The organism is Nitrospira sp. (assembly GCA_029194535.1).
In the GTDB taxonomy this organism is placed as follows: domain Bacteria; phylum Nitrospirota; class Nitrospiria; order Nitrospirales; family Nitrospiraceae; genus Nitrospira_C.
Genome location: JARFXR010000001.1, coordinates 150528 through 172086, shown reverse-complemented (window position 1 = coordinate 172086; position 21559 = coordinate 150528). Strand labels below are relative to the sequence as shown.

Annotated in this window: 15 protein-coding genes and 1 pseudogene; 8 read left to right on the top strand and 8 right to left on the bottom strand. The window is 59.8% G+C overall.

The window, feature by feature from the left end:
• Positions 1-128: 128 nt before the first annotated feature.
• The 5 genes and pseudogenes from P0111_00740 to P0111_00720 all read left to right on the top strand — a co-directional run bounded on the left by P0111_00740 (position 129) and on the right by P0111_00720 (position 4730).
• Positions 129-413 (top strand): annotated as a pseudogene (locus P0111_00740) (HPF/RaiA family ribosome-associated protein).
• A 54-nt stretch (positions 414-467) separates the two neighbouring features.
• A complete protein-coding gene (locus tag P0111_00735) occupies positions 468-827 on the top strand; it encodes a cytochrome c (GenBank protein MDF0642527.1) in 360 nt (119 codons plus the stop codon).
• Between the two features lie 43 nt (positions 828-870).
• Positions 871-2304, top strand: a complete 1434-nt coding sequence (locus tag P0111_00730) for a pentapeptide repeat-containing protein (protein MDF0642526.1) — start codon at positions 871-873, stop codon at positions 2302-2304.
• A 219-nt stretch (positions 2305-2523) separates the two neighbouring features.
• Positions 2524-2829, top strand: a complete 306-nt coding sequence (locus P0111_00725) for a transporter (protein ID MDF0642525.1) — start codon at positions 2524-2526, stop codon at positions 2827-2829.
• A 323-nt stretch (positions 2830-3152) separates the two neighbouring features.
• Positions 3153-4730, top strand: coding sequence for an alginate export family protein (locus P0111_00720; protein ID MDF0642524.1), 1578 nt, complete (start codon positions 3153-3155; stop codon positions 4728-4730).
• Positions 4731-4943: 213 nt separating this feature from the next.
• On the opposite strand, the gene P0111_00715 is transcribed toward P0111_00720, so the two are convergent.
• A complete protein-coding gene (locus P0111_00715; protein MDF0642523.1) occupies positions 4944-5528 on the bottom strand; it encodes a hypothetical protein in 585 nt (194 codons plus the stop codon).
• Positions 5529-6286: 758 nt separating this feature from the next.
• Here P0111_00715 and P0111_00710 point away from each other — a divergent pair.
• From P0111_00710 to P0111_00700, 3 genes are all read left to right on the top strand, one after another.
• Positions 6287-7429, top strand: a complete 1143-nt coding sequence (locus P0111_00710; protein MDF0642522.1) for a transposase — start codon at positions 6287-6289, stop codon at positions 7427-7429.
• Between the two features lie 200 nt (positions 7430-7629).
• Positions 7630-9093 carry an arylsulfatase gene (locus P0111_00705; protein MDF0642521.1) on the top strand — a complete coding sequence of 488 codons (1464 nt, stop codon included), beginning with the start codon at positions 7630-7632 and terminating at the stop codon, positions 9091-9093.
• Between the two features lie 20 nt (positions 9094-9113).
• A complete protein-coding gene (locus P0111_00700; GenBank protein MDF0642520.1) occupies positions 9114-10172 on the top strand; it encodes a transporter in 1059 nt (352 codons plus the stop codon).
• Between the two features lie 366 nt (positions 10173-10538).
• Here the strand turns inward: P0111_00700 and P0111_00695 are convergent, their stop codons facing one another.
• From P0111_00695 to P0111_00665, 7 genes are all read right to left on the bottom strand, one after another.
• On the bottom strand, positions 10539-11306 hold the full coding sequence (locus tag P0111_00695) for a class I SAM-dependent DNA methyltransferase (protein MDF0642519.1): 768 nt from the start codon (positions 11304-11306) through the stop codon (positions 10539-10541).
• Positions 11307-11463: 157 nt separating this feature from the next.
• On the bottom strand, positions 11464-11616 hold the full coding sequence (locus P0111_00690; protein ID MDF0642518.1) for a hypothetical protein: 153 nt from the start codon (positions 11614-11616) through the stop codon (positions 11464-11466).
• Between the two features lie 22 nt (positions 11617-11638).
• Positions 11639-12085 carry a CBS domain-containing protein gene (locus tag P0111_00685; GenBank protein MDF0642517.1) on the bottom strand — a complete coding sequence of 149 codons (447 nt, stop codon included), beginning with the start codon at positions 12083-12085 and terminating at the stop codon, positions 11639-11641.
• A 34-nt stretch (positions 12086-12119) separates the two neighbouring features.
• On the bottom strand, positions 12120-12689 hold the full coding sequence (locus P0111_00680) for a hypothetical protein (GenBank protein MDF0642516.1): 570 nt from the start codon (positions 12687-12689) through the stop codon (positions 12120-12122).
• 168 nt (positions 12690-12857) lie between these two features.
• The gene (locus P0111_00675) at positions 12858-15716 is read right to left on the bottom strand and encodes a cation-translocating P-type ATPase (protein ID MDF0642515.1); all 2859 of its coding nucleotides are present in this window, start codon (positions 15714-15716) and stop codon (positions 12858-12860) included.
• A gap of 167 nt (positions 15717-15883) precedes the next feature.
• On the bottom strand, positions 15884-19012 hold the full coding sequence (locus P0111_00670) for a CusA/CzcA family heavy metal efflux RND transporter (protein MDF0642514.1): 3129 nt from the start codon (positions 19010-19012) through the stop codon (positions 15884-15886).
• Complete coding sequence (locus P0111_00665; GenBank protein MDF0642513.1) at positions 19009-20217, bottom strand: efflux RND transporter periplasmic adaptor subunit; 1209 nt, start codon at positions 20215-20217, stop codon at positions 19009-19011. Before P0111_00665 ends, P0111_00670 begins: the two co-directional genes overlap by 4 nt.
• Between the last annotated feature and the right edge of the window lie 1342 nt (positions 20218-21559).

Below are 21559 nucleotides of genomic sequence, written 5' to 3'. Positions count from 1 at the left end.
CCGGACTCGGCTCCAAGAGCGGCATGTCCTTTGCTGGACCTATGCGCGGGAAGAGGTTACCTGAGGAGGTCCCGTGAACTTGGAGGTCGAGCGCCGTCATGTCGGAATGACCCCCTCGCTGGAGACGAGAGATCGAAGCACGGATGGCTGCCCTGCAGCGGGGGCACGACGACCTGGTCTATGGGCGGGTGACGTTGACCAAAAACGTTCATCACAAGAAATCTTCTGATGTCGCCGAAGCTCTCGTAGTCGTTTCGTTGCCGGGACGGCATACCATCAGCGCGCGCAAGGACAACAAGACGTTCGAGGGAGCAATCCGTAAGGCCTTTGAAGCTGTGGGTATCGAACTCCGGAAATTCCGTGAAAAACGGGCGAAGAAGAAGGTTCGTGAGGTGTCCAATGCCGATGTATGATTATCGATGTCTCGACTGCGGAAAGGAATCGTTGAAGAAGAGTTGAGGCGCCACATGCCCCGATCGTTGCGGGGGAGCTGTTTGATCCTCTCGATTCTAGTGGCGCCGTCGACCCTCCTGGCTCAGGACTATCCTCCCGATGTCACGCGCGGGAAGCAGGTATACGAGCGACATTGTCAGAGTTGTCACGGACCGGGCGGTTGGGGAGACGGGCCGGAGGCCGCATCACTGCGAGTGAGGCCGGCCGATTTTCACCGGTTCGGCTCCTACCTCAAGTCGGACGAAGATCTGCTCAGAACGGTCGAGCACGGCATGGTCTTCAGTCCGATGCATGCATGGCGCGGGCAGCTCACTGACGGAGAGATGCAGGACGTGGTGGCCTACGTCCGACGGCTGGCGATGCAGGGACAATGACGAGTCCGGCCTCCATCGGCCGGTGCTCCCAAGGAGAAATCTGGTGAGGCATACCGCTCTTCGGTCGTGGATGGTTCCCGGAATACTCACCGCCGCTCTGTTCGCGCCCGTGACGGTCTTCGCCGTCACGGAGGGAACCGGATCGCCGCCGCCGGCGAAAACCTGCGCCGGTCCCTACAAGAGGAAGCCGGTCTCCGCGAAGGTGTTGCAGGCCGTCGTCCGGTCACACGGTCAGTGGCTGGAGCAGCGGCATCATCCCGGCCATCGGAAGGCCAACCTGTGTCAGGCGGATCTGCGTCGGGCCCAGCTCGCGGGCGCGAATTTGGAGCGGGCCGACCTGGAGGGTGCCCTGCTGGGGCAAGCCGACCTATCACGGAGTGCGCTGGCTCAGGCCAGACTGGCCGAGGCGGATCTCACGAAGGCGCGCATGCAGGCGGCCAACCTCTCCGGGGCCGATCTACGGCGGGCCCGGCTGTCTGGTGCGGATCTTTCGCGCGCCGTCGGGGACGAAGCGGCCTTCTTGGGGGCGGCTCTGATCGGAGCCCGCCTTCGGGAGTCCGCTCTGGAACGGGCTCATTTTGAAGGGGCGGATCTGACCGCCGCCGATTTCACCGATGCCGACCTCGCGGACGGTCACTTTTACGGAGCCCTCCTGCCTCGTGCGATTTTCTCCGGCGCCGATCTGCTGGAAGCGGACCTCCGCCGCACCGACCTGAGCAAGGCCCATATGAAAGGGGCAAATCTGCAAGGCGCTCTGTTCGACGGCGCGCTTCTGCGCGGAGCCCAGCTCATCGACGCGGACCTGGAGGGAGCCTACTTCGATGAGGCCGACCTGACGGAAGCAAACTTCCAGGATGCGCTGTTGAGGGGAGCCGACCTCCGGTTTTCTGACTTGCAGGCGGCGAACTTCCACCGAGCCGACCTTGAGGGGGTCAACCTCGAAGGCGCAAGGCTCGCCGGCACCAATCTACGGGCCGCCAACCTCAGAATGGCCGTCATCTACCTTGCGATGGTGGATGGAGCCGACTTCCGGAATGCCCGGATGGACCACGCGATTCTCATCGGCACGACCGGAACAGGAGCCACGTTCACGGCCGCCGACCTCAGTGAAACCTATGCGCCGAAGGTCTCGTTGCGGAACGCCCGGTTCAACGATGCGACCTTGGAATCCGCCAATCTGGTGTCGGCCGACCTGCGCGCAGCCGACTTCAGCCGCGCGAAACTCGCGCATGCCAACCTGCAGGAGGCGGATCTTCGGGGCGCGAATTTCTCGGGAGCAGATCTGACCGGCGCCCGGCTCGACGATGCGGACCTGCACCAGGCCGACTTGCAGGGAGCCGACCTCGGCTCCGTGACGGGTCTCACGCAGGCCCAGCTCGACTCCGCCTGCGTCGATGCCCGGACGACTCTGCCGAACGATCTGAATCGGCCCGGCCCCTGCCGGCCTCCGTCTCCCGCCAAGAAGCGGGCGCCGTAACCGACGGGCCCGGTCCTTCGGATGCTGTCGGGACTTCGGGATGTCTCAGGCGGGGTCGTGGAATCTCAGACCGAGACTGTATCGTTGCCCGGAGCGAAGGCGGCTGACCCCGTGACGAAGCGTGACGCGGTGCCAACCGCGGATACTCTTCACAGGACGATGGCGGACGGCGAACAACACGGCGTCACCCTGCCGGAGCGGCACCACCATTGGCCGTGACTGGTTGAACCCACCCGCACCTTTTTTTCACGAAAATCTGGGACGGAGCTGTTCATGACGGGAGGCCTGATGGCCAACACCACCAACCCGCATACCGATTACTGGACTGCTCCTGAATTCCACCTTGAGTACGTCACCAACCAACTTGTGAGCAATTTTCTGTCCATCGGGCTGCATGGTTATTTCTACTCGCAAATCGCCAATGACCACCCGGGCCCCACAGGAGCCACTGCTCTCAACTTGCTGAATCTCAACACCAGCGCAGTCAGGAGCCAGTCGTACGGTCTCGGCCCACAAATCAACTAGGTGGTGAAGAAGGACGTGATGTTTGCTTTTCGTGGATTCATGATTTATACGATCACTATCGCATGCCATCTAAATTAACGAGAGGTCCCCGCCTGGTAGGGCGGGGGTGAGAGCAAGGTCCAGCGTCTCACGCTGGACAAGCGCAGCTTGAATTCTGAGAGTGCCACGCCCGGAAGGGCGTGGGTATCTACGTTTAAGCCCCACGGCACGCCACACTGCTTAGGCGGCGGCATTCCTGAGACGTCGGGACCGCGCAGCATGCAAGCAATAGGACGCCGGGATTCACCTCGACTCTTCACTCCGCTCCCACGCTTCTGAAGGAGATGACCGCGATTATTGGGCGCTCAGCAAGGTCCTCCACCGCCTTCGTCGCTTTTGTGTTGATCTGTGGCACTTTCACTTTCTCGGTTCCGGCTGTATGTTCAAGTGAGGATCGCGTCACGACTCCGCCGGCTCATGAAGCTCCCGGATCGGAAGCATCGCCGCCATCTGACACCACCGAGGAGAAGCAGGAACCGCGGTTTGGCCCTCTCAGGCAACGGCTCCACGACATCGTGATGTCGGATGGGTCAGCCGTACAACTCCCTCAATCGCCATTCCATCTTGATCAAGCGCTCCATGTTCCGGACTGGCTCCATTTGGGCGTTGATTTCCGGACCCGCTATGAATCCTACAGTCAGCCGGTCAAGAAGAACGAGACTACTGGCGGGGCACAGTTGTCCGAACGCACCGATGTCAACATGGAGATGCGCTATAAGCCATTTAAATTTCACGCGGAGTTTCTGGACGCCCGCCCGCTGTACAACTACGGTGTGACCGTGAGTAACACCATGGAAAATCGGACCGATGCGCTTCAGCTTTACGGCAGTCTGTGGACCGATAATTTTCTAGGATTGGGTCAGCCGACTGAACTGCAGATTGGCAAGTTTACTCAGGCCTTCGGAAAAAGCCGGCTCATTGCACGAAGTTTCTACAGTAACGTCCCCCCTTCGTTCGTCGGCGTCCACTGGTCGTTGGGAACGCCCACTGATTGGCAAGTCCGGGCGTTTGTCATGCGTCCGATGAAAAATCATCAGACTTCAACTGACACGATGAATTCGCACACAAGCTTCTATGGACTCTCCTACCTCAATCAGCGCAGGCCCTGGCTCCACCACGAGCTCTATGCCTTTGTTCTCACGCAAAATGACCTGGCGCAGGGCACCACCGGCCAAAACCAAGAGCAAATCACGACAGGCCGGCGACCGCATCTCAGCACTCTGGGCTTTCGGGTGTTCCAGCCGGAGGCGACGGGAGCGTTCAACTACGAAATCGAATCCACCTATCAGTTCGGCGAATCAGCACTGCAGCCTGGCAGCCCTCCCTTGACGACATTTGCATTCTTCCAGCATGGAGAACTGGGCTACACGTTCAATGCTCTGTGGAAACCAGCGATTCGCGTTGAATATGACTATGCTAGCGGCGATAAAGATCCCAACGATACTCAGAATGGTACCTTTGACCCGCTCTTCGGCACATACGGATTTTCCTTCAACCCGACAGGTATTTGGGGCCTGTTCAAGCGGTCGAATATCAACTCCCCGGGGTATGTCATTTCGGTGCAACCGGTGAAGAATTTTCAGGTCTCGTTCAAACAGCGGTTTTGGTGGTTGGCACAGGCCAAAGACCTATTCCAAGGGGCAAACTTGCAAGACCCGAAAGGACAAGCTGGTACCTATCTGGGCATGGACTTTGACACGCGCGTGGCCTGGACAGTGAGCCCGAATCTCATCGTTGAAGGAGGATGGCTGTATCTGATCAAAGGCAGCTATTACTCCAATCTCTTAAAGCAAGGGGTGGCTGGTTCGCCTAATGATAAGAACAGTGACTATCTGTTCGTGTCTGCGCGGCTTATCTTCTAAAAGGCCCCAGAGCTGTATAGACTGGCCCGACCCCATCTCCTATTTGGGTCGAATGGATGCTGGATCCTGCTCTGCAATAGTTGAGCTCCCAGCCTCTGGCCAGAATGATTTACTATTGAACCCTGTAAATACGGATAGGCTGCAGCAGGAATTTCAAGCAGTTAGGGAATAGAATTATAGATGTTTTGGGCCTTTTGCAAAACAGCGCCTTGGTTACGATACACGGAGGGTGGAAAGCCTCTCACGAATAAGCGCTGATATTACGTCCGCTCGTTTCACGAACTCATCGAAATTACTTCTACCTCTATCGAACCAGTCGCGTTCGTCTAATTTGCTCGTAAGAACGTCTGTTTCCTCACGTCTTGCGATCTGAATAGCCCCAGACAGTTCGGTAAAAAGATTCTGTGGGTAGAAAGGACTGTGCAAATCCACGGTTCGAATTAGCTCATCTAGTGCCATTGGGAATGGTTTAAAACGTCTCTCAAGTCGTGCTCTTCGATCCTCATTCGGATCAACCAGATCCATAGTTGGTCGAATTCCACCCATGGTTTGGCGAACCCTCGCAACCTTTTCCCAAATTTCAGAAATCACCTTGAACTCGGTTTCAAACTGAACTCGGTGAACGTGAATTGCTTTATTTAGCTCACCTCTCAGTCGTTCAAGTTCTTCATTAAATCTTCGACGGTCGGACTCTAAAATTCGGTTTGCCCACACCTTGCCAAGCCATGAGCTCAATGCAAAGTCTAGCAGGCCTCCACCACCCAAACTGAGTATCACGGATAAAGCAATGTTAATCACGCTCGCGATCTCCATGTGTCAGCCCAATTTAGGTTTGGGTTGTCGCGTTTTATAGACGGGACCTTTGGTTATAGCCCAGGATCACGGTTGAAACGTTTACTCCCCGCCGTGAAACTCATCTTCATTACAGCAAACGAGGATCCCGACTTGATGAAAGAAGCATTTCGAAGGGGGAGCATCAGCCTATCTCTTGAAACATTCCGCAAGCTCTGAGCGGTCATTCTCGATAAGGGAAGTGTTGGCCGGAAGAACCCGCTTACATGACACATTGATGGGCTGGACTATCATGGTCAGCTTGGCATGTCGGGTGCGTCTCATCCTCGCGGACGATCATCGCGATAATTTGGAGGCTGAAAGACGCCTCTTGGAATCGGAGTTCGACATCGTCTCAACCGTCAATGACAGGTTGCCGCGCTCGACGACGTCGAGCAACTCCTGCCCGACGGGCTAGTGCTCGACATCTCGATGCCTGGACTGACAGGGATCGAGTGGCTTACCGCAGCGGGGTCACATGACAAGATCGTCGTCTTGACCGTGCTCGAAGATCCTGACCTACTCAGAGCATGCCTGGCCGCCGGAGGATCTGCCTACGTTATGAAGCGTCGTTTTACTACCGATTTGCGACTGGGAATAACCGAAGCCCCTCATCGGCCACACCTTTGTTTCCCCTTTTCTTCCTCTAGCAGGCTGTTGACAAACTCCTCTTGAGTTTTGACGCGAGTATGATACACACGATGCCCATCAGGAGGGACCGACCGATGATGGGTACAGCCGATCCGCAACCGTCGATGTTCTACCACATCACTCTGGAGCAGTTCGTGACGGCCGATCACCCGATGCGGAAAATTCGATCGCTGATCGACACCGACCGGATTCGGCACTTGTGCAAATCGCTGTATGCCGACACCGGCCGCCCGTCGATTCCGCCGGAGCAACTCTTTCTGGCCCTGCTGGGCGGCTATCTGCTCGGGGTCACGTCCGAGCGCGCCTTAGTGCGGGAGCTGACCGGGAATCTGGTCCTCCGGTGGTTTGTGGGACTGGACTTGGACACGGCTCCGTGGGATCACTCCACGTTCTCCCAGAACCGGAAGCGGCGGTTTACCGAGAGCGGGCTGCTCGAACGGTTGTTTGATGAGACGGTGGCCGTTGCCATCAAACAGCAGTTGGTCTCGCAGCATACGACGCTTGATGGGACGCTCGTGCAGGCGAATGCCTCGCACAAGAGCTTCGTGCCCAGGGAAGTGTTCCTGAAGCCAGAGGAGTACAAGTGGCGGATTCGGTCCCTGGATGCGGGGCCGGAGCCGGACCAGGATCCGGGCAATCCCACAATCACATTTCGCGGGGAGCGGCGCTCCAATCAGACGCATGTCTCGACGACCGATCCCGACGCCAAGTTGGCCAACAAAGGCCAGGGGACCGCAGCGATCGTGGGCTATACGGTCAACGGGCTGATGGAGAACCGGCATCGGCTTTTGGTCGGCATCAATGTGGAGCCGTTTCGGGGCCCGGCCTCGGAGACGGCCGGCGGGCGCACGTTGATCGATACGTTTCATCAGAAACATCGCCAGCGGATTCAGACCGTCGGAGCCGATAAGGGCTATTTTGCCAAACCATTTCTGACGGCACTCTTCCGGCGACGCATCATCCCGCACATTGCGGCCAAGACCACCGGACGAGAGGCGGTGCATCAGCGGGTACGCCGGCTGAGTCGGACGGTGGGCTACCGCTGCTCGCAGCGAGCACGGAAGAAGATTGAAGAGCTGTGGGGCGAGGCGAAATGTTGGCACGGCTTCCGCCGATTTCGCCGACGGGGGTTGCTCCAAGTCCGCGACGAAGCCTATCTGATGGGCTGGCTGCTGCATCTGAAGCGGCTGGCGACATTGCTCCCAGCTCCAGCCTAGGTGGCCAGCCCTGCGGGGAGCGGAAGTTCGGAAGAGCGGGATGAGTGAGGGACGAACCCCATGATCGACGCACAGGACCTTGATCGGAGATATCGACCGGTGAATTTACCACAGCAACTCTCCGCAGACGCCAGTTTGTCAACAGCCTGTTAGGGGAACAATAGATTCCACGGTCACCTATGATATGAAAGGAGAGGCCCATGAAGTGTGTCTCGACGCGCACCATGAGCATGTTTGGTTACTTTGGAATCTGGCTGATCACCGGCACGGCGGTGTTGCCCACGGCCTCGTTCGCGGCCGATAAGCCCAACATTGTCTTCATCTTGGTGGACAACGTCGGCTGGGGTGATTTCAGCGTCTACGGCGGGACGACGCCTACACCGCGCATCAACAAGTTGGCGAGCGAAGGTATCCGCTTCAACAACTACAACGTCGAGGCGCAATGCACACCATCACGAGCCGCCATCATGACCGGACGCTACTCAGTCCGATCTGGCACGTTCACCGTGCCCTTGCCTGGGCAGGGGCACTATGGCCTGGCTCCATGGGAATACACTATCGCCGAGCTGTTGTCGCAGGCCGGCTATTCCACCGCCCTGTACGGCAAGTGGCACCTCGGCAACGTCCCAGGCCGGCTCCCGAACGATCAAGGGTTCGATGAGTGGTGGGGCGTGCAGGATAGTTGGGATGAAGCCGGGTACACGAGCTACCCGCTCTTCAAGGAATCGGGCATGAAGCCACCCATGATCTGGGAAGGCAAGAAGGGTCAGCCTTCCACTCCGGTCATGCCGCTTGATTTGAACGTGCGGCCCGTCGTGGACGAGAAATACCTCGTTCCAAAGACGATTGACTTCATCAAGCGGGAGGCTGCCGCAAAGAAGCCGTTCTTCGTCTATGTTGGGTATTCGGAGTTGCATCCGCCCTTCATGGTGAACCCGAACTTTGTAGGCAAATCGGCGCAGCGCGGCGGAGTCTATTCTGACCTTCTTGGTGAGATGGACTTTCGCATCGGGCAAATCCTTGATGCCATCAAGGAAGCGGGCATCGACGATAACACGCTTGTGGTGCTCACCAGCGACAACGGCAACGGCGCGTCCCTGGTGGCCAGCCAGGGAGGATCCAGCGGGCCTTGGCGAGGGGACTTCTTCAATGTGCCGTTTGAAGGGAGCTACCGGACTGCGGGGATAGTTCGATGGCCCGGGAAGGTGCCGGCGGGAGTCGTCACCGACGAAATGCTCGCCGCAGCTGACTGGCTGCCCACCTTTGCCGGCCTCGCCAGTGCGTCAGATCTTGTCCCCAAGGACCGCCCGATTGACGGCATCGACGCCTCCGCCTTCCTCCTGGGTAAATCCCCGACCACGGGCCGAGACTCCTACATGCTCTTCGGCCCTGACGGCGAGCTGATGTCCGTCAAGTGGAAGATTTACAAGATGATCTTGCGCTACTCCGAAGGAGTGGACAAGCCCATCGTCAAGCCGCAGTTCCCGTTGACCTATGACCTGAGCAGTGATCCGCACGAGGACTGGAATCTCTTCAGCACACAGTTGACGCATGGCTGGCTCTTTGCGCCGGTCTTTCGGGAGATCATGAAGTACGAGGTGGGTCTGCACAAATACCCAAACACGAAACCCGGTGAGGAATTTAAGGGCTATCAAACGAAGTAACCAAATAATTGAGGATTAGTATGGACCATTTGTTCAGCAGCCCAGGTGGTCAGGCAAATTCAAGTCGCCATGTGCGAGTGAAGGGAAACTCTGCCGCGACTCCTGCCCAAACGATCCTCATCATTCTGGCACTGGGGCTCATGCTCCTTGGGTTGGCGAAGTCACCACTGGCTCATGCCGCTGAAGGTGCAGGGAGCAACTACTACCCAGGCACCTACGGCGATTTGCTCGTGGCAGCGCAGCCCAAGCCGGGTACATTCTCAATGACCCAATACACGGGCTTCATTTCGAGCAAAATAGACCAAGTCGTGATTAATAACAGAGCGCATGTCTCCGTCGACGTTCAGCAAGCCTTTCTCGCGCCGCTCGGTCTCTACACACTCGAGAAGCCAATTCTTGGCGGTGCCACCTTTTCCTTTGGCGGCTTTGCATCCCTAGCCGCGGCCTCGCTCCAAAGTACTCTGGCCACGTCGTCTACGCTACTCGGGTCCCCTCAGTCTGGGGAGAACAATGCCGGAATCGGAACGTCCGGATTGATCCCAGCTTACTTGTCATGGAAATTTGGCGAGGATTTCTCCCTTTCGACCTTCGAAGTAATCTATATGCCAACGGGAGGGTGGGATCCGAATAGTGCGGTGAATCTCAACCGTGGTTACTGGGGTTTCGATACAAATCTTGCATTCACTTTTTTTCATGAAAAATCGGGGACGGAGCTGTCTGCGACGGGAGGCCTGATGGCCAACACCACGAACCCGCACACACAGTACTGGACTGCCCCAGAATTCCATCTCGAATATGTGTTTAACCAGTTTGTGACCAATTGGCTCTCCGTCGGCCTGCATGGTTACTTCTATACGCAAGTCGCCAATGACGACCCAGGTCCTCAAGCGGCCGATGCCCTCGCTTTGCTGCGTCTGAACACCAGCGCCGTGAGGAGCGAGTCATATGGTCTGGGCCCACAAGTCAACTGGGTGCCGAAAGACAATCTCTTCTTCGGCATTTCATGGATTCATGACCTGTACGATCACTATCGTCTGCCATCCAACTATTATTATTGTAATTTATATGTGCAGTTTTAAGCCAATCTCTCCTATTTGAACCCACGGCGCGGCAATATGATGCTATTTCCACGTACTGATCGCCCGAGCAGAATTCACTCCATAGCACTTTCCCCCTTCATTCGCTTCGGAACGTTGATCAGAAGAGGTTCGAAAGGTGATCCCTACTCAGAACAACGGATTCAGATTGCAGCACGGTCCAGCAAAAGAATTGATGGATTCGTCAATGGCGGTAGACATGCCAATGGGGAGGGACGACCGCCCAACCCATCAACCGATCACTCGATTGCCTTCCCGGTGGATGTGTCGCAGTTCTTCTTTGAGGATGGCAGTGACGACGGTCTGATAGGCAGGCCTATGGGGCGTCTGGCGAATCTGAGCAGAGGCTCAGTCCTGTTTAACCTCTGAATTATTCGGAATCATTTCGCGTTTGAAGCGATCTCCGCTCCCGCCGTCTCCCAAAGCGAGACCGGTGGACCAGGTCTTGTCCGAGAAGGGCGGATTGGCGACGACGTAGTCGTAGGTGCGGAGCTGCTCGCCGTCCTTGAACTTGGGATCGAAGAGCGTGTTGCCCGAAAGGACGTTGGCCGTCGGGAAATCGTGCAGCGAACCGGAGCCGCAGGTGGGGTCATAGGCGGTGGTGGCGGCTTTGGAGTTGGCTGGCGAGATGCCAATGGCCTTGGCTATGACGCGGCTGACTTCGGACGGGGTGTAGAACTGGCCCTTGCTCTTGCCACTCTCGGTGGCGAAGTGCCCCATGAGATATTCGTAGGCATGGCCGAGAATGTCGTCGTTCTCGGCGCGGTTCTTGGAGAAATCGAGCGCCGGGTTCTCAAATATGGCGATGAGGTTGCCCAGTTTTTCAACCTTCTGCGCGCCATCGCCGAGCTTGTTCGAGTCGTTGAAGTCGGGAAAGTCGCTACGAGCGAGGCGCTGATTGGTATCGATCAGCGGCTGGATGACCTGAGTGTTGATCAGGTTGCCGATGTCGCTGTTGCTCTTGAGGGCGACCATGTCCTTAAAGCTGGCTCCCTTGGGGATGACCGCGGGCGGGGCAAAGTCGTCGGAGTCGCCGTATTTGTCGGAAACATATTTGATGAACAGCATGAACAGGACATAGTCCTTGTATTGGCTGGCATCCATGCCGCCGCGCAGTTCATCACAGATCAGGCGTCGTCCTTCCGGTACTGAGTTAACTTGATCATGAACGAATCACCGTCCTTTGAGGAAGCCTGCATGAGTCAATATCAACCTACGCTCTGGCTTTTTGACGGATGCTAGACGCTAGCGCTACCAATTCCCTATCGCAAGTTTAGGCCGCCAGCGCGATTCCCTTAATTTCAAAGCTGAGCAATGGCGCCAACGATGGTTGGTTCGCCTGCTCGTCCAGATTCCCTGACAGGCTCGTCCATTCGATCGTCGCCACCCGTTCCATGAGCGCCGTGTGGGCGATGCGAACGGTCATGTCCGGCAGTCTCCGTCCGGCTTCAGCGCGGCCCGGTCTTCTGGCGGGTTTTCAGATAGGTCCGCAGCAGGTCCCGCCTCGCCACGATCCCGACCACCTTTCCCTCGTGGTCCACGACGGGCACCCGCACGAGATCGCTGGCGCTGAGCACGTGCACGAGCGTGCCCAGGGTGGTTTCCTGTGGAATCGCATAGGGATTGGCGGTCATGATGTCGCCGGCGGTGACGGCTTTCAGGGGATGGCCGCCGTCGATGGCCGCCAAGAGGTCGTGCTCGCTGACGATGCCGACCAGCTTCTTCGCCCCGTCCACGACGGGGACGGCGCCGTAGCCTTCGGCCATGAGGGAGGCGATCACGTCCGCCTTGGTTCCGAGGCGCACGGACTGCGGTCGGTTTCCCATCACCTGCCCGACCGTCAAGGACTGAAAATCCGTCGATCGCGCCCGCCTTGCCTTGGTCTGTTTTTTCATCTACTACTCCTCTCTCAGCCGGGGTTGTGATGATTCATTCTTCGGGGGCATGGATGCTGATGCCGTGATCGTGGGCCCAGCGCAGGTGAACCACGCGCTGCTTGCCGGATTCGACCTTGACGCTCTTGAGCCGTTGAAGATCGTTGCCGTAGCTCGCGGTCACGTCGTACAGCCCGGGGGACACGTCGACGAACAGCCAGGGGCCTTCCACATGTTCTCGCGGGATGACGATCGGTTTGCCGCCGCGGGTCGGGGTGATCGTGACCGCGACGCCGGAAAGAAACGGTTTCCCACCCGCCGTGAAAACCAGTTTCAAGGAAAATGCGGGATACGAGGCGGACCGTTCCTCCAATCCAACGCCCGCGCTGAAATACCGGACGCCGCCGGTACGGTGCAGGGGAAGGCGCTCCGGTCCCGAGCGACCGTCCTGCTCGAACTCAAGATAGTCGCCGGACGGCGCGATCTTGGCGACAGGCGTTCCTTCGGCGAGAACCAGCGAAGTTCCCAGGAGGACCCCCCACAAGACCAACAGGCCGCGCATCGTCATATGCCAAATCTCCTTGGTCGTCTCCTTGGCCTTCCGCACAATCAATATGGATGCCATGACTCGCCGAAAGCAATCCGTCGGGAAGGCGAGCCGCCGGCGGGAGAATTATCCTCAAGCTGTCCCGGCCTATTCAAGTCTGGCGCGAATCACCACAGTGGACGCTCTCGACCTGCTGCAAAACGCGGCATGGTGCAGAGGGTCTTGCCGAAGCGGTCACGCGAAGATTCAATTGGTCATAAAATGAGTCGTTACGTGAAGGCGTCGCTTGATCGCCTTGAGTCCTTCCACGACCACCAGCGGCAAGAGCACCATGGCGGCCATGAGCTCCCAGTCCTCCGTGGGCAAGGGCGAAACTTTGAAGATGGGCTGCGCGGCCGGGATGGTGATGATGGCGACGTGCACCGCAAGGGAGACCAGCAAGGCCCAGATGAGCGGACGGTTGGTGAACAAGCCCACCTGGAACACAGACCACCGGTCGCTTCGGCAATTGAAGGCATGGACCAACTGGGCGCCCACCATGACGGTGAAGGCCACGGTTCTCGCCTGTTCGACCGGTTGCCGCCAGACGTAGAGGCTGTAGGCGAAGGCGCCCAAGGCTATGATAGCCAGAAGGAATCCCTCCCCGGCGACGGCGGCCAGCCGCTCGCTGTCCAGCAAACGGGCCGCCGGTCTGCGCGGCGGGCGGCGCATGAGATCCGGCGCCTTCGGATCCACCGCCAGCGCGAGGGCCGGGAAGCCGTCCGTGACGAGGTTCATCCAGAGAATTTGAATCGGCAACAGCGGCAGCGGGAGGCCGAGCAGCGTCGCGAACAACATCACCAGGACCTCGCTCATGTTGCACGACAGAAGGAAATGGACCGTCTTCCGGATGTTGTCGAACACGCCGCGGCCCTCCTCCACGGCGGCGGCAATGGAGGCGAAGTTATCGTCGGTGATCACCATGTCGGCGGCCTCTTTGGTGACATCGGTGCCGGCGATGCCCATCGCGACGCCGATGTCGGCGGCCTTGATGGCCGGCGCGTCGTTCACGCCATCGCCCGTCATGGCGACGACCGCCCCTCGGCTCTTCCATGCTTTGACGATGCGCAATTTGTGCTCCGCGGACACCCGGGCATAAACCGACAGCCGATCTACCAGCCCTGACAGCTTCTCGTCGCTCAGCGCATCCAACTCGGCGCCGGAGAGGGCCCGATCCGGCGCGTCCCCAAGGCCCAAGTCTTTCGCGATCGCCGACGCGGTCTCCTTGTGGTCTCCGGTAATCATCACCGTTCTGATGCCCGCCTCCCGGCAGGCTCGGACCGCCTCCTGCGCTTCCGGCCGCAACGGGTCTTTCATGGCAAACAGGCCGAGAAAGATGAGATCCCGCTCGATCCCGTCCGGCCGGTCGGCGTCGCGGTCGTCGAGGGATTTGTAGGCCGTGGCGAGGATGCGCAAGGCTTCGTGGGCGAGCCTCGCGTTGGCATCCAAAACCGCCCGACGGCCCTGCTCGTCCAACGGTTCGATGGAGCCTTCCAGCGTCATGCGCGCAGTACAGCGGGTCAACAGGACGTCCGGCGCGCCTTTGGCGAACAGAGTCCGCCGTGAAGCTGCGCGCCGGATGATGCTCATCATCTTGCGCTCGGTATCGAAGGGGATTTCGGTTTCAAACGGCGCCTCGCGCTCGAGATCGTCTTTCTGCCATCCCGCCTTGGCCGCCGCGACGAGCAATGCGCCTTCGGTCGGGTCGCCGACAATCTTCCAGGTTCCGTTCTCCTTCGTCAGGATGGCTCCGTTGCAGAGCAGACCGGCTTTCAGGAGGTGCCGGAGGCCGGCAGGCAGTGCTGAGTTGCGAGTGCTGAGTCCTGAGTTGCCGGACCCCAGAGAAGTCTCCTCTCGGGAAAACTCAGCACCCAGCACCCAGCACTCAGCACTTGCTTCTCGTATGTCTCCGACCGGCTCGTACCCTTCCCCCGTCACCTCGAACAGACGTCCGTCCATGAAGAGGCGCGTGACGGTCATTTCGTTCTTGGTCAGCGTCCCGGTCTTGTCGGTGCAGATCACGGTGGAGGAGCCCAGCGTCTCGACGGCCGGCAGCTTCCGAATCAACGCATGCCGCTTCACCATGCGGGTGACTCCCAGGGCCAGCGTGATCGTCACGACGGTCGGCAGTCCTTCCGGCACCGCGGCCACGGCAAGACTTACGGAGGTCAGAAACATCTCGACTATCGGTTCGCCCCGCAGGAAGCCCAGGACGAAGACGACGGCCACCACCCCGAGCGCCAGCCAGATGAGCGTATAGCCGAATTGCTCCAGCCGGCGCTGGAGCGGTGTTTCGGCCCGCTCAGCTGTCTCCGCCGCCTGGATCATCGAAGAGATGCGGCCCAGTTCGGTCCGCACCCCGGTGGCCACCACTAGAGCTCGTGCCTTCCCGGACACGGCGGCGGTTCCCATGAACGCCATATTGGTCCGGTCGGCGATCGGGACGTCGGATCGGCAGAGCCAGGCGGCATTCTTTTGAACCGGAGTGGATTCGCCGGTCAAGGAGGCTTCCTGTGATTGGAAATTGGCGGTATAGATCAGTCGGGTATCGGCGGGAATGCGGTCGCCCGCTTCGAGTAGGATCACGTCGCCGGGAACCAGATCACGCGCCGGGATGGAGTGCAGCGCGCCGTTCCTCCTCACGCGTGTCGCGGCGACGGACAATTTGCGCAGCGCCGCCAGCGACCGTTCCGCCCGGAACTCCTGCACGAAGCCCAGGAGGCCGTTCAGCGCGATGATGGCCAGGATGGCGGCGGCATCCAGCCAGTCCTCCAGGAAGCCGGACACGGCGGCCGCGCCGATCAACACCCAGATGATGATGCTGGTGAATTGGGAACGGAGCAGGTTCAGCCAGGAAACCGGCGGCGCCTCAGGCAGTTCGTTCCATCCGGACTGCTCCCGTCTTCGCTGTACCTCATCCTCGGCAAGGCCGGCGTCAAGATCCGCTCGAAGCTCCGCGGCCAGTTCTTCAACCGGCCTGGCGTGCCAGCGTTCGGGCGGCGGGGTTGTCCGGTCCGACTCGGCCATGCCGGTTTCTCTCTTGCTGGCGGGGTCGGTGGTCCTCAACTGCTCTCGCTAGTTTTCTCCGCTATTTGTTTACCCCTCCAGCCTGCGGCTGGAAGGGATTGGCGGTTACGGAGGCGACATAGCGCCGAGAAATGTCCATCGCAAACCACAGAAAGCGCGCGACGAGAACAACAGAAGCTGCCCATTCCTTCCGATGCTGCCCCGTCCTACACCCAGTCGGGCGTCTGTCCGGCGGTCAATTCCGCTTCCGCAAACCGGTGGTACAGAGCGGGCAGCACGATCAACGTCAGAACCGTGGAGGTGAACAGCCCTCCGATGACCACCGTGGCGAGCGGCCGCTGCACTTCCGCGCCGATGCCCTGTGCGAGCGCGAGCGGCAGCAGACCGAGCAGCGTCGTCATCATCGTCATGACGACGGGACGGAGCCGCAACGTGCAACCGATCACGATGGCCTTTTCCCTGGGCGTGCCTTCCTGGCGAAGCTGGTTGATATAGGACACCAGGACGATGCCGTTCCCCACAGCGAGACCGAACAATTCAATGAACCCGACGGACGCCGGCACGCTCAGGTACTGGCCGCTGAGCCACAGTGACACGATTCCGCCGATCAAGGCAAAGGGCAGATTCAGGATGATCAGCAGCGCATACCGGAACGAATGGAACGCCCAAAAGAGCAGGAAGAACACCAGTCCGAGCGTGACCGGGACGACGATCAGCAAGCGCGCGTTGGCGCGCTCCATGTTTTCAAACGCGCCTCCCCACGTGACGGCATACCCGGCCGGCAGGTGAACCGACTCCGCGAGACGCTTGCGGCCTTCATCCACCACCCCGCCGATGTCCCGGCCCACGACGTTGAATCCAATGTAAATTCGGCGCTTGACTTCCTGCCGGCTGATCCGAAGGGGGCCTTCCCGCATCTCGATGGTCGCCAGATCGTGCATGGGGATCAGGGCGCCGGAGGCCGCTTTGACACGGATGTCTCCGATGGTTCCCACGCTGTTGCGCGCCGATTCGGGGAACCGCAGGACCAACTGAAATCGCCGCTCGCCTTCATAGACCTCCGTGGCGCGCTTCCCGCCGATCGCCGTCTCGACAAGCTCTTGGACATCGGCCACATTGATGCCGTGGCGGGCGATCTTCTGTCGATCGATGTCGATGGTCAGATAGGGCTGTCCGGCGATCTGTTCGACCTTCACGTCCTTGACGCCCCGGATCGTCTGCATCGCGGCTGCGATCTCTTCCGCCTTCTGGTGGAGTACGTCCAGATCCGGTCCGAACAGCTTGATCGCGCACTCGGTCCGGATGCCGGAAATCAGTTCGTCGACCCGCTCCTGGATCGGCTGGCTCATGAGCACAGAGATCCCGGGTATCTCCCCCAATTTCCGTCTGATCGCGTCCGTCAACTCCGGTTGCGACGTCGCCGTGGTCCAGGTGCTGCGCTCCCGCAGAGACACGATCGGGTCGCTCTCGTTCGGTTCCTCAGGGCCGACCGCGATATCGGGCCGTCCGATCTTGCTCACGGCCGTGCGGACCTCCGGGAACTCGAGTATCGCCTTGTGGGCCTGCTTTTCCATCTCGATGGATTCTGGAAGGGAGACGCTGGGCAGCCGGACGATCTGCGGCGTCAAGGCGCCTTCTTCCAGGATCGGAATGAATTCCCGTCCGATGTGCGGCACGAGGAGCAGGCTGAGCAGCACGAACGCCGCCGAGCCGATCAGCACCGGTCCGCGGCGCCGGAGCGACCACTGCAAGACCGGCTGGTATCGACGCTTCATCCAACGGGTCAGGCGCGTTTCCTCGGGATGGTCGCCTCGGAGCATCAACGACGCCAGGACCGGCGAGAGCGTCAGCGTCACCACGACCGACAACAAGAGGGCGATGACCAGCGTGTAGGCCAGGGGTGCGAACATCTTGCCTTCCATGCCGTGAAGCGTCATGAGCGGCAGGAAGACGACGCTGATGATGAGAATGCCGAACAAGATCGGGCGTCCGACTTCTTTTGTCGCCTTGAGGATCACGTCCAGCTTGCCGCGCCCGCTGTCACGATGGTCGCTGAGATGACGGAAGACGTTTTCCACGACGACCAGCGAGCCGTCTGCAATCTCGCCGATGGCGATGGCCAGGCCGCCGAGCGTCATGAGATTGGCCGAGAGACCCAGGCGTTCCATGGCGATGAATGTCACCAGCGGCGTCACGAGCAGCGTGACGGTCACGATCGCCGCGCTTCGCGCATGGCCCAGAAAGAAAATAAAGACCAGAATCACGAGGAGAATCCCCTCGATCAAGGCATCCCTCACCGTATTGACCGCGGCCGTCACCAGTTCGATGCGGTCGTAGAACGGCACCAGTTTCGTCTGAGGAGGAAGCAGGTGCTGCCGGTGAAGTTCTTCCACCTTTCCGGAGACGGCCTCGACGACCTGCCGTGCATTGCCCCCGCGGAGCATGAGGATGGTGCCGGTAACCACTTCGCGTTCGCCGTTGAGCACGGCGGCGCCGTGACGCACCGCATGGCCGATCTGCACCTCGGCGAGATCCCTCACGAAGACCGGCGTGCCATGCGACTCCTTGACGATGATGGACTCGATATCGCTCACCGTCTTGATCAGGCCGAGTCCGCGCACGATGGAGCGTTCGGCGTGACGCTCCAGGATATTGCCGCCGGCGTTGGCATTGTTCCTCGCCACCGCATCGAAGATGTCGCTCAATGTCAGGTCGTATTTCCTCAGTTTCAAAGGATCGACCAGGATTTGGTACTGCTTGACGAATCCCCCGAGCCCGTTGACGTCGATGACGCCCGGCACGCTCTTGAACAGCGGGCGCAGCACCCAATCTTGAAGCGTCCGCTGCTCGGTCAATTCTGCTTCCACCGTGGCGGGATCGGTCTCGTGCGCGTGCGGTCCTTCCAGGTAGTACTGGTAAATTTCCCCGAGTCCCGTGCTGACCGGCGCCATTACCGGCTCGATACCCTGGGGCAGACGCTCTTTGGCCGCCATCATCCGCTCGAGGACCAACTGGCGCGCAAAATACACATCGACGTCGTCCTGAAAGACGACCGTCACCTGGGCGAGGCCGAACTTGGACAGGGACCGAATTTCGGCGAGACCCGGCAGACCGGTCATCTGCAGTTCCAACGGGTAGGTAATGAACCGCTCGATTTCGACCGGCGACAGGCCGCCCGCTTCCGCGAGGATCTGGACCTGGACGTTCGTGACGTCGGGGTAGGCGTCAATCGGAACGGAGTGAAAGGCGAAGACGCCGGCGACGGAAAGCAAACAAGCGAGGCCCAGCACCAGAATCCGCTGACGGAGCGAAAACTCCACTAGAGATCCGATCATAGCGCCGGCTCGATCTTGTGCCGCTCCATCTCGGACTTGAGCGCAAACGATCCTTTGGTCACCACCGGTTCGCCGGCCTGCAGACCGCCGAGCACGGCCACGACCTCTCCATACTCTCCGCCGAGCCGAACCGTTCTGGCTTCGAACTCTGAAGCGCTGTGCCGGATAAAGACCATGGTCCCGGCAGGACCGTTCTGGATGGCCGACAACGGAATCGTCAGCAGGTCGGGATCGGGAGCGGCATAGACCCGCACGAGGGCGAACATCTCCGGTTTCAGGCGCTTGTCGGGGTTGGACGCCGTGACCCTGACCCGCAGAGTCCTGGTGGCCGGGTCCAGTACATCTCCTACGTAGGTCACGGTGCCGCTGAAAAGGGCATGAGGATAGGCCGCAGCTACGATGTCTACACTCTGGCCTTTTTGGATGTACTCGACGTCTTTTTCCGGAATCGCGGCGGTGACCCACACCTCCGACAGATCGGCCACAGTGAAGAATTTCTGATTGGTTTCGACGACCTCGCCACGTGTGATGTTGCGCATGATCACGCGTCCGTCGAACGGCGCGCGCAGCGGTACATCGGCTTTGATGGTATGCTCGCGATCCAGCCGCTCAATCTCCAATCGCGAGACGCCGAGCAGTTCGAGCCGGTTTTGAGATTCACGGACTTCGGCGCGCGCGGTCCGCAGCGCCGCCTCCCGGCGCTGTAACTCCGCCAGACTCACCGCCCGGGCTTCGTGCAGTTCCTTCGCTCGCTGGTACGCCAGGTCCGCTTCATACAAATGGGCCTCCGCCTTCAGGTACGCCCCCTCCGCCAATCCGAGGTCGGTGCTGTGCAACAGCGCGAGGAGATCGCCCTTCTTGACATCCGCACCGATGTCCACGTGCACCTTGACGACGCGCCCGCGGATCAGCGTCGTCACTTCGGCCAATTCGTTTTCGTTGGGCTGAATAACCGCGGGAAACTCGCGGGACACACGGACAGATCCGCGCGCGACCGGCGCAACCTCAATGGTGGTTCTCGCCAGTTCGTCCGCGGTCAAGCTCATGAGGCCGACGGGCGCCCGGGGTGATCGTGATGTCGCCGTCGTGACCGAGGAGCCGTCTTGCGCCTCATTCCCGCATGCCACAAGGCAGAGCGCGATGCCGAACACTGCCAGCGCGAGGCGCGAACGGCGACCGAACCGTCTGTGAATTCGCCGATCCAACGGGACATCATCCCAGCCAGGAAGTCTGCTGCTCGTTCGTATACTCTCGCCCCGAATATCAGCACGAGACATGCCTGTCCAAGCCCGTGGATTTGCAGGCAAACAGACGATTCCCGTGGCTATTTGCCACGGTCAGGCTTCGCTTGAGTGGTGAAAGGCGACAGGCGAGAGTGTCCGGCAAGAATGAGGCGATTCCGTCGTTTGGTATGCGATACAGCCTGGGTTTACAGGAGCATCATGGTTGTTCCTGACAAGTGTCACCGGGGGTCGATGAAACTGGAAGACGAGCCGGCTCCTCGTTGGTCAAGGCCCGCACGCACTTACGGGCATCCATAGGCACATTCTCCGCCGTGCAGCGCCAGCGTCGTCGTCGAATTCATGCGGTCGGACTCGCCGTCGTAACCAGGCTGTGGCAGAACAGTGCGAAGGGGGTTCGAACGCTCAACGGACTCACCTCTCGACCCGGCGACGGGTGCGGGCGGGAACAGGTTCTCGACGGTCGGCTGACTCGTACTGTGTTCATCTCTCGGTCCGATGACGGCGCCCGGTCTCTTGCCTGGCTCAGCTTGGATTTCACTCGGCGTCGTCCGTGCCCTGAAGGTCTGGGATTTCCCTCTGTGAGGGGGAACACCAATCTTGACGGTTGGCGCGAGAGGCTTCGTCCGCATCGTTCTGCTGTCCGTTGTCGAGGCACGATTGACTGTGGTGCCGGTGCGAGTGCCTTGTCCCGCGGCGGCACCGATCGTGGCGATTCCCTGATTCCGCATACGTGCACGGGCGGCCAGACTATCGGCAAGAGACGGTGCCGGCGCACAAGTTGAAGACCCCGGGAGCCGTTGGCGACCGTCCTGTCCCGAGATGGCGTCTGGAAGATTCCGCGGAGAGAGGCTGCTCCAGGTCGAAAGGTCAAGAGTCGGCGTTCGGTCAGTCGGCCCTGCGGCAGCACAGTCGGCTGCCGCCACCGCGTTTCTGTCGCCGACCGTCGGAACGAAGTCCAGCGCCGCCAAGGGAATGGCCATCAGAATGCCCATCAAGAGCGACAAAGAGTGGTCGTGTGTCCGTATCACCTGCGACGGAGAAAGAGGGGTCATGGAGTCCTCCTTTTCTTGGCTCTCCGTTGTGATCGTGCATGCATGAGTGAGCAGTAAACACGACATCGTCATGGCGGTCACTCGGACAACGCCGGAATCCGCTACCGGATATGCAGCAATCCAGACGTAGGACATTTCCTACGACTGAGCATGGCAGGGTAAGACAGAACAACTGCGGCGGGCAGGGCGTGAGGACAGACTGCTCAGTCAGGCCGGATTCCCGTCAGTCAACAGTTTTGGCGATGCATGTA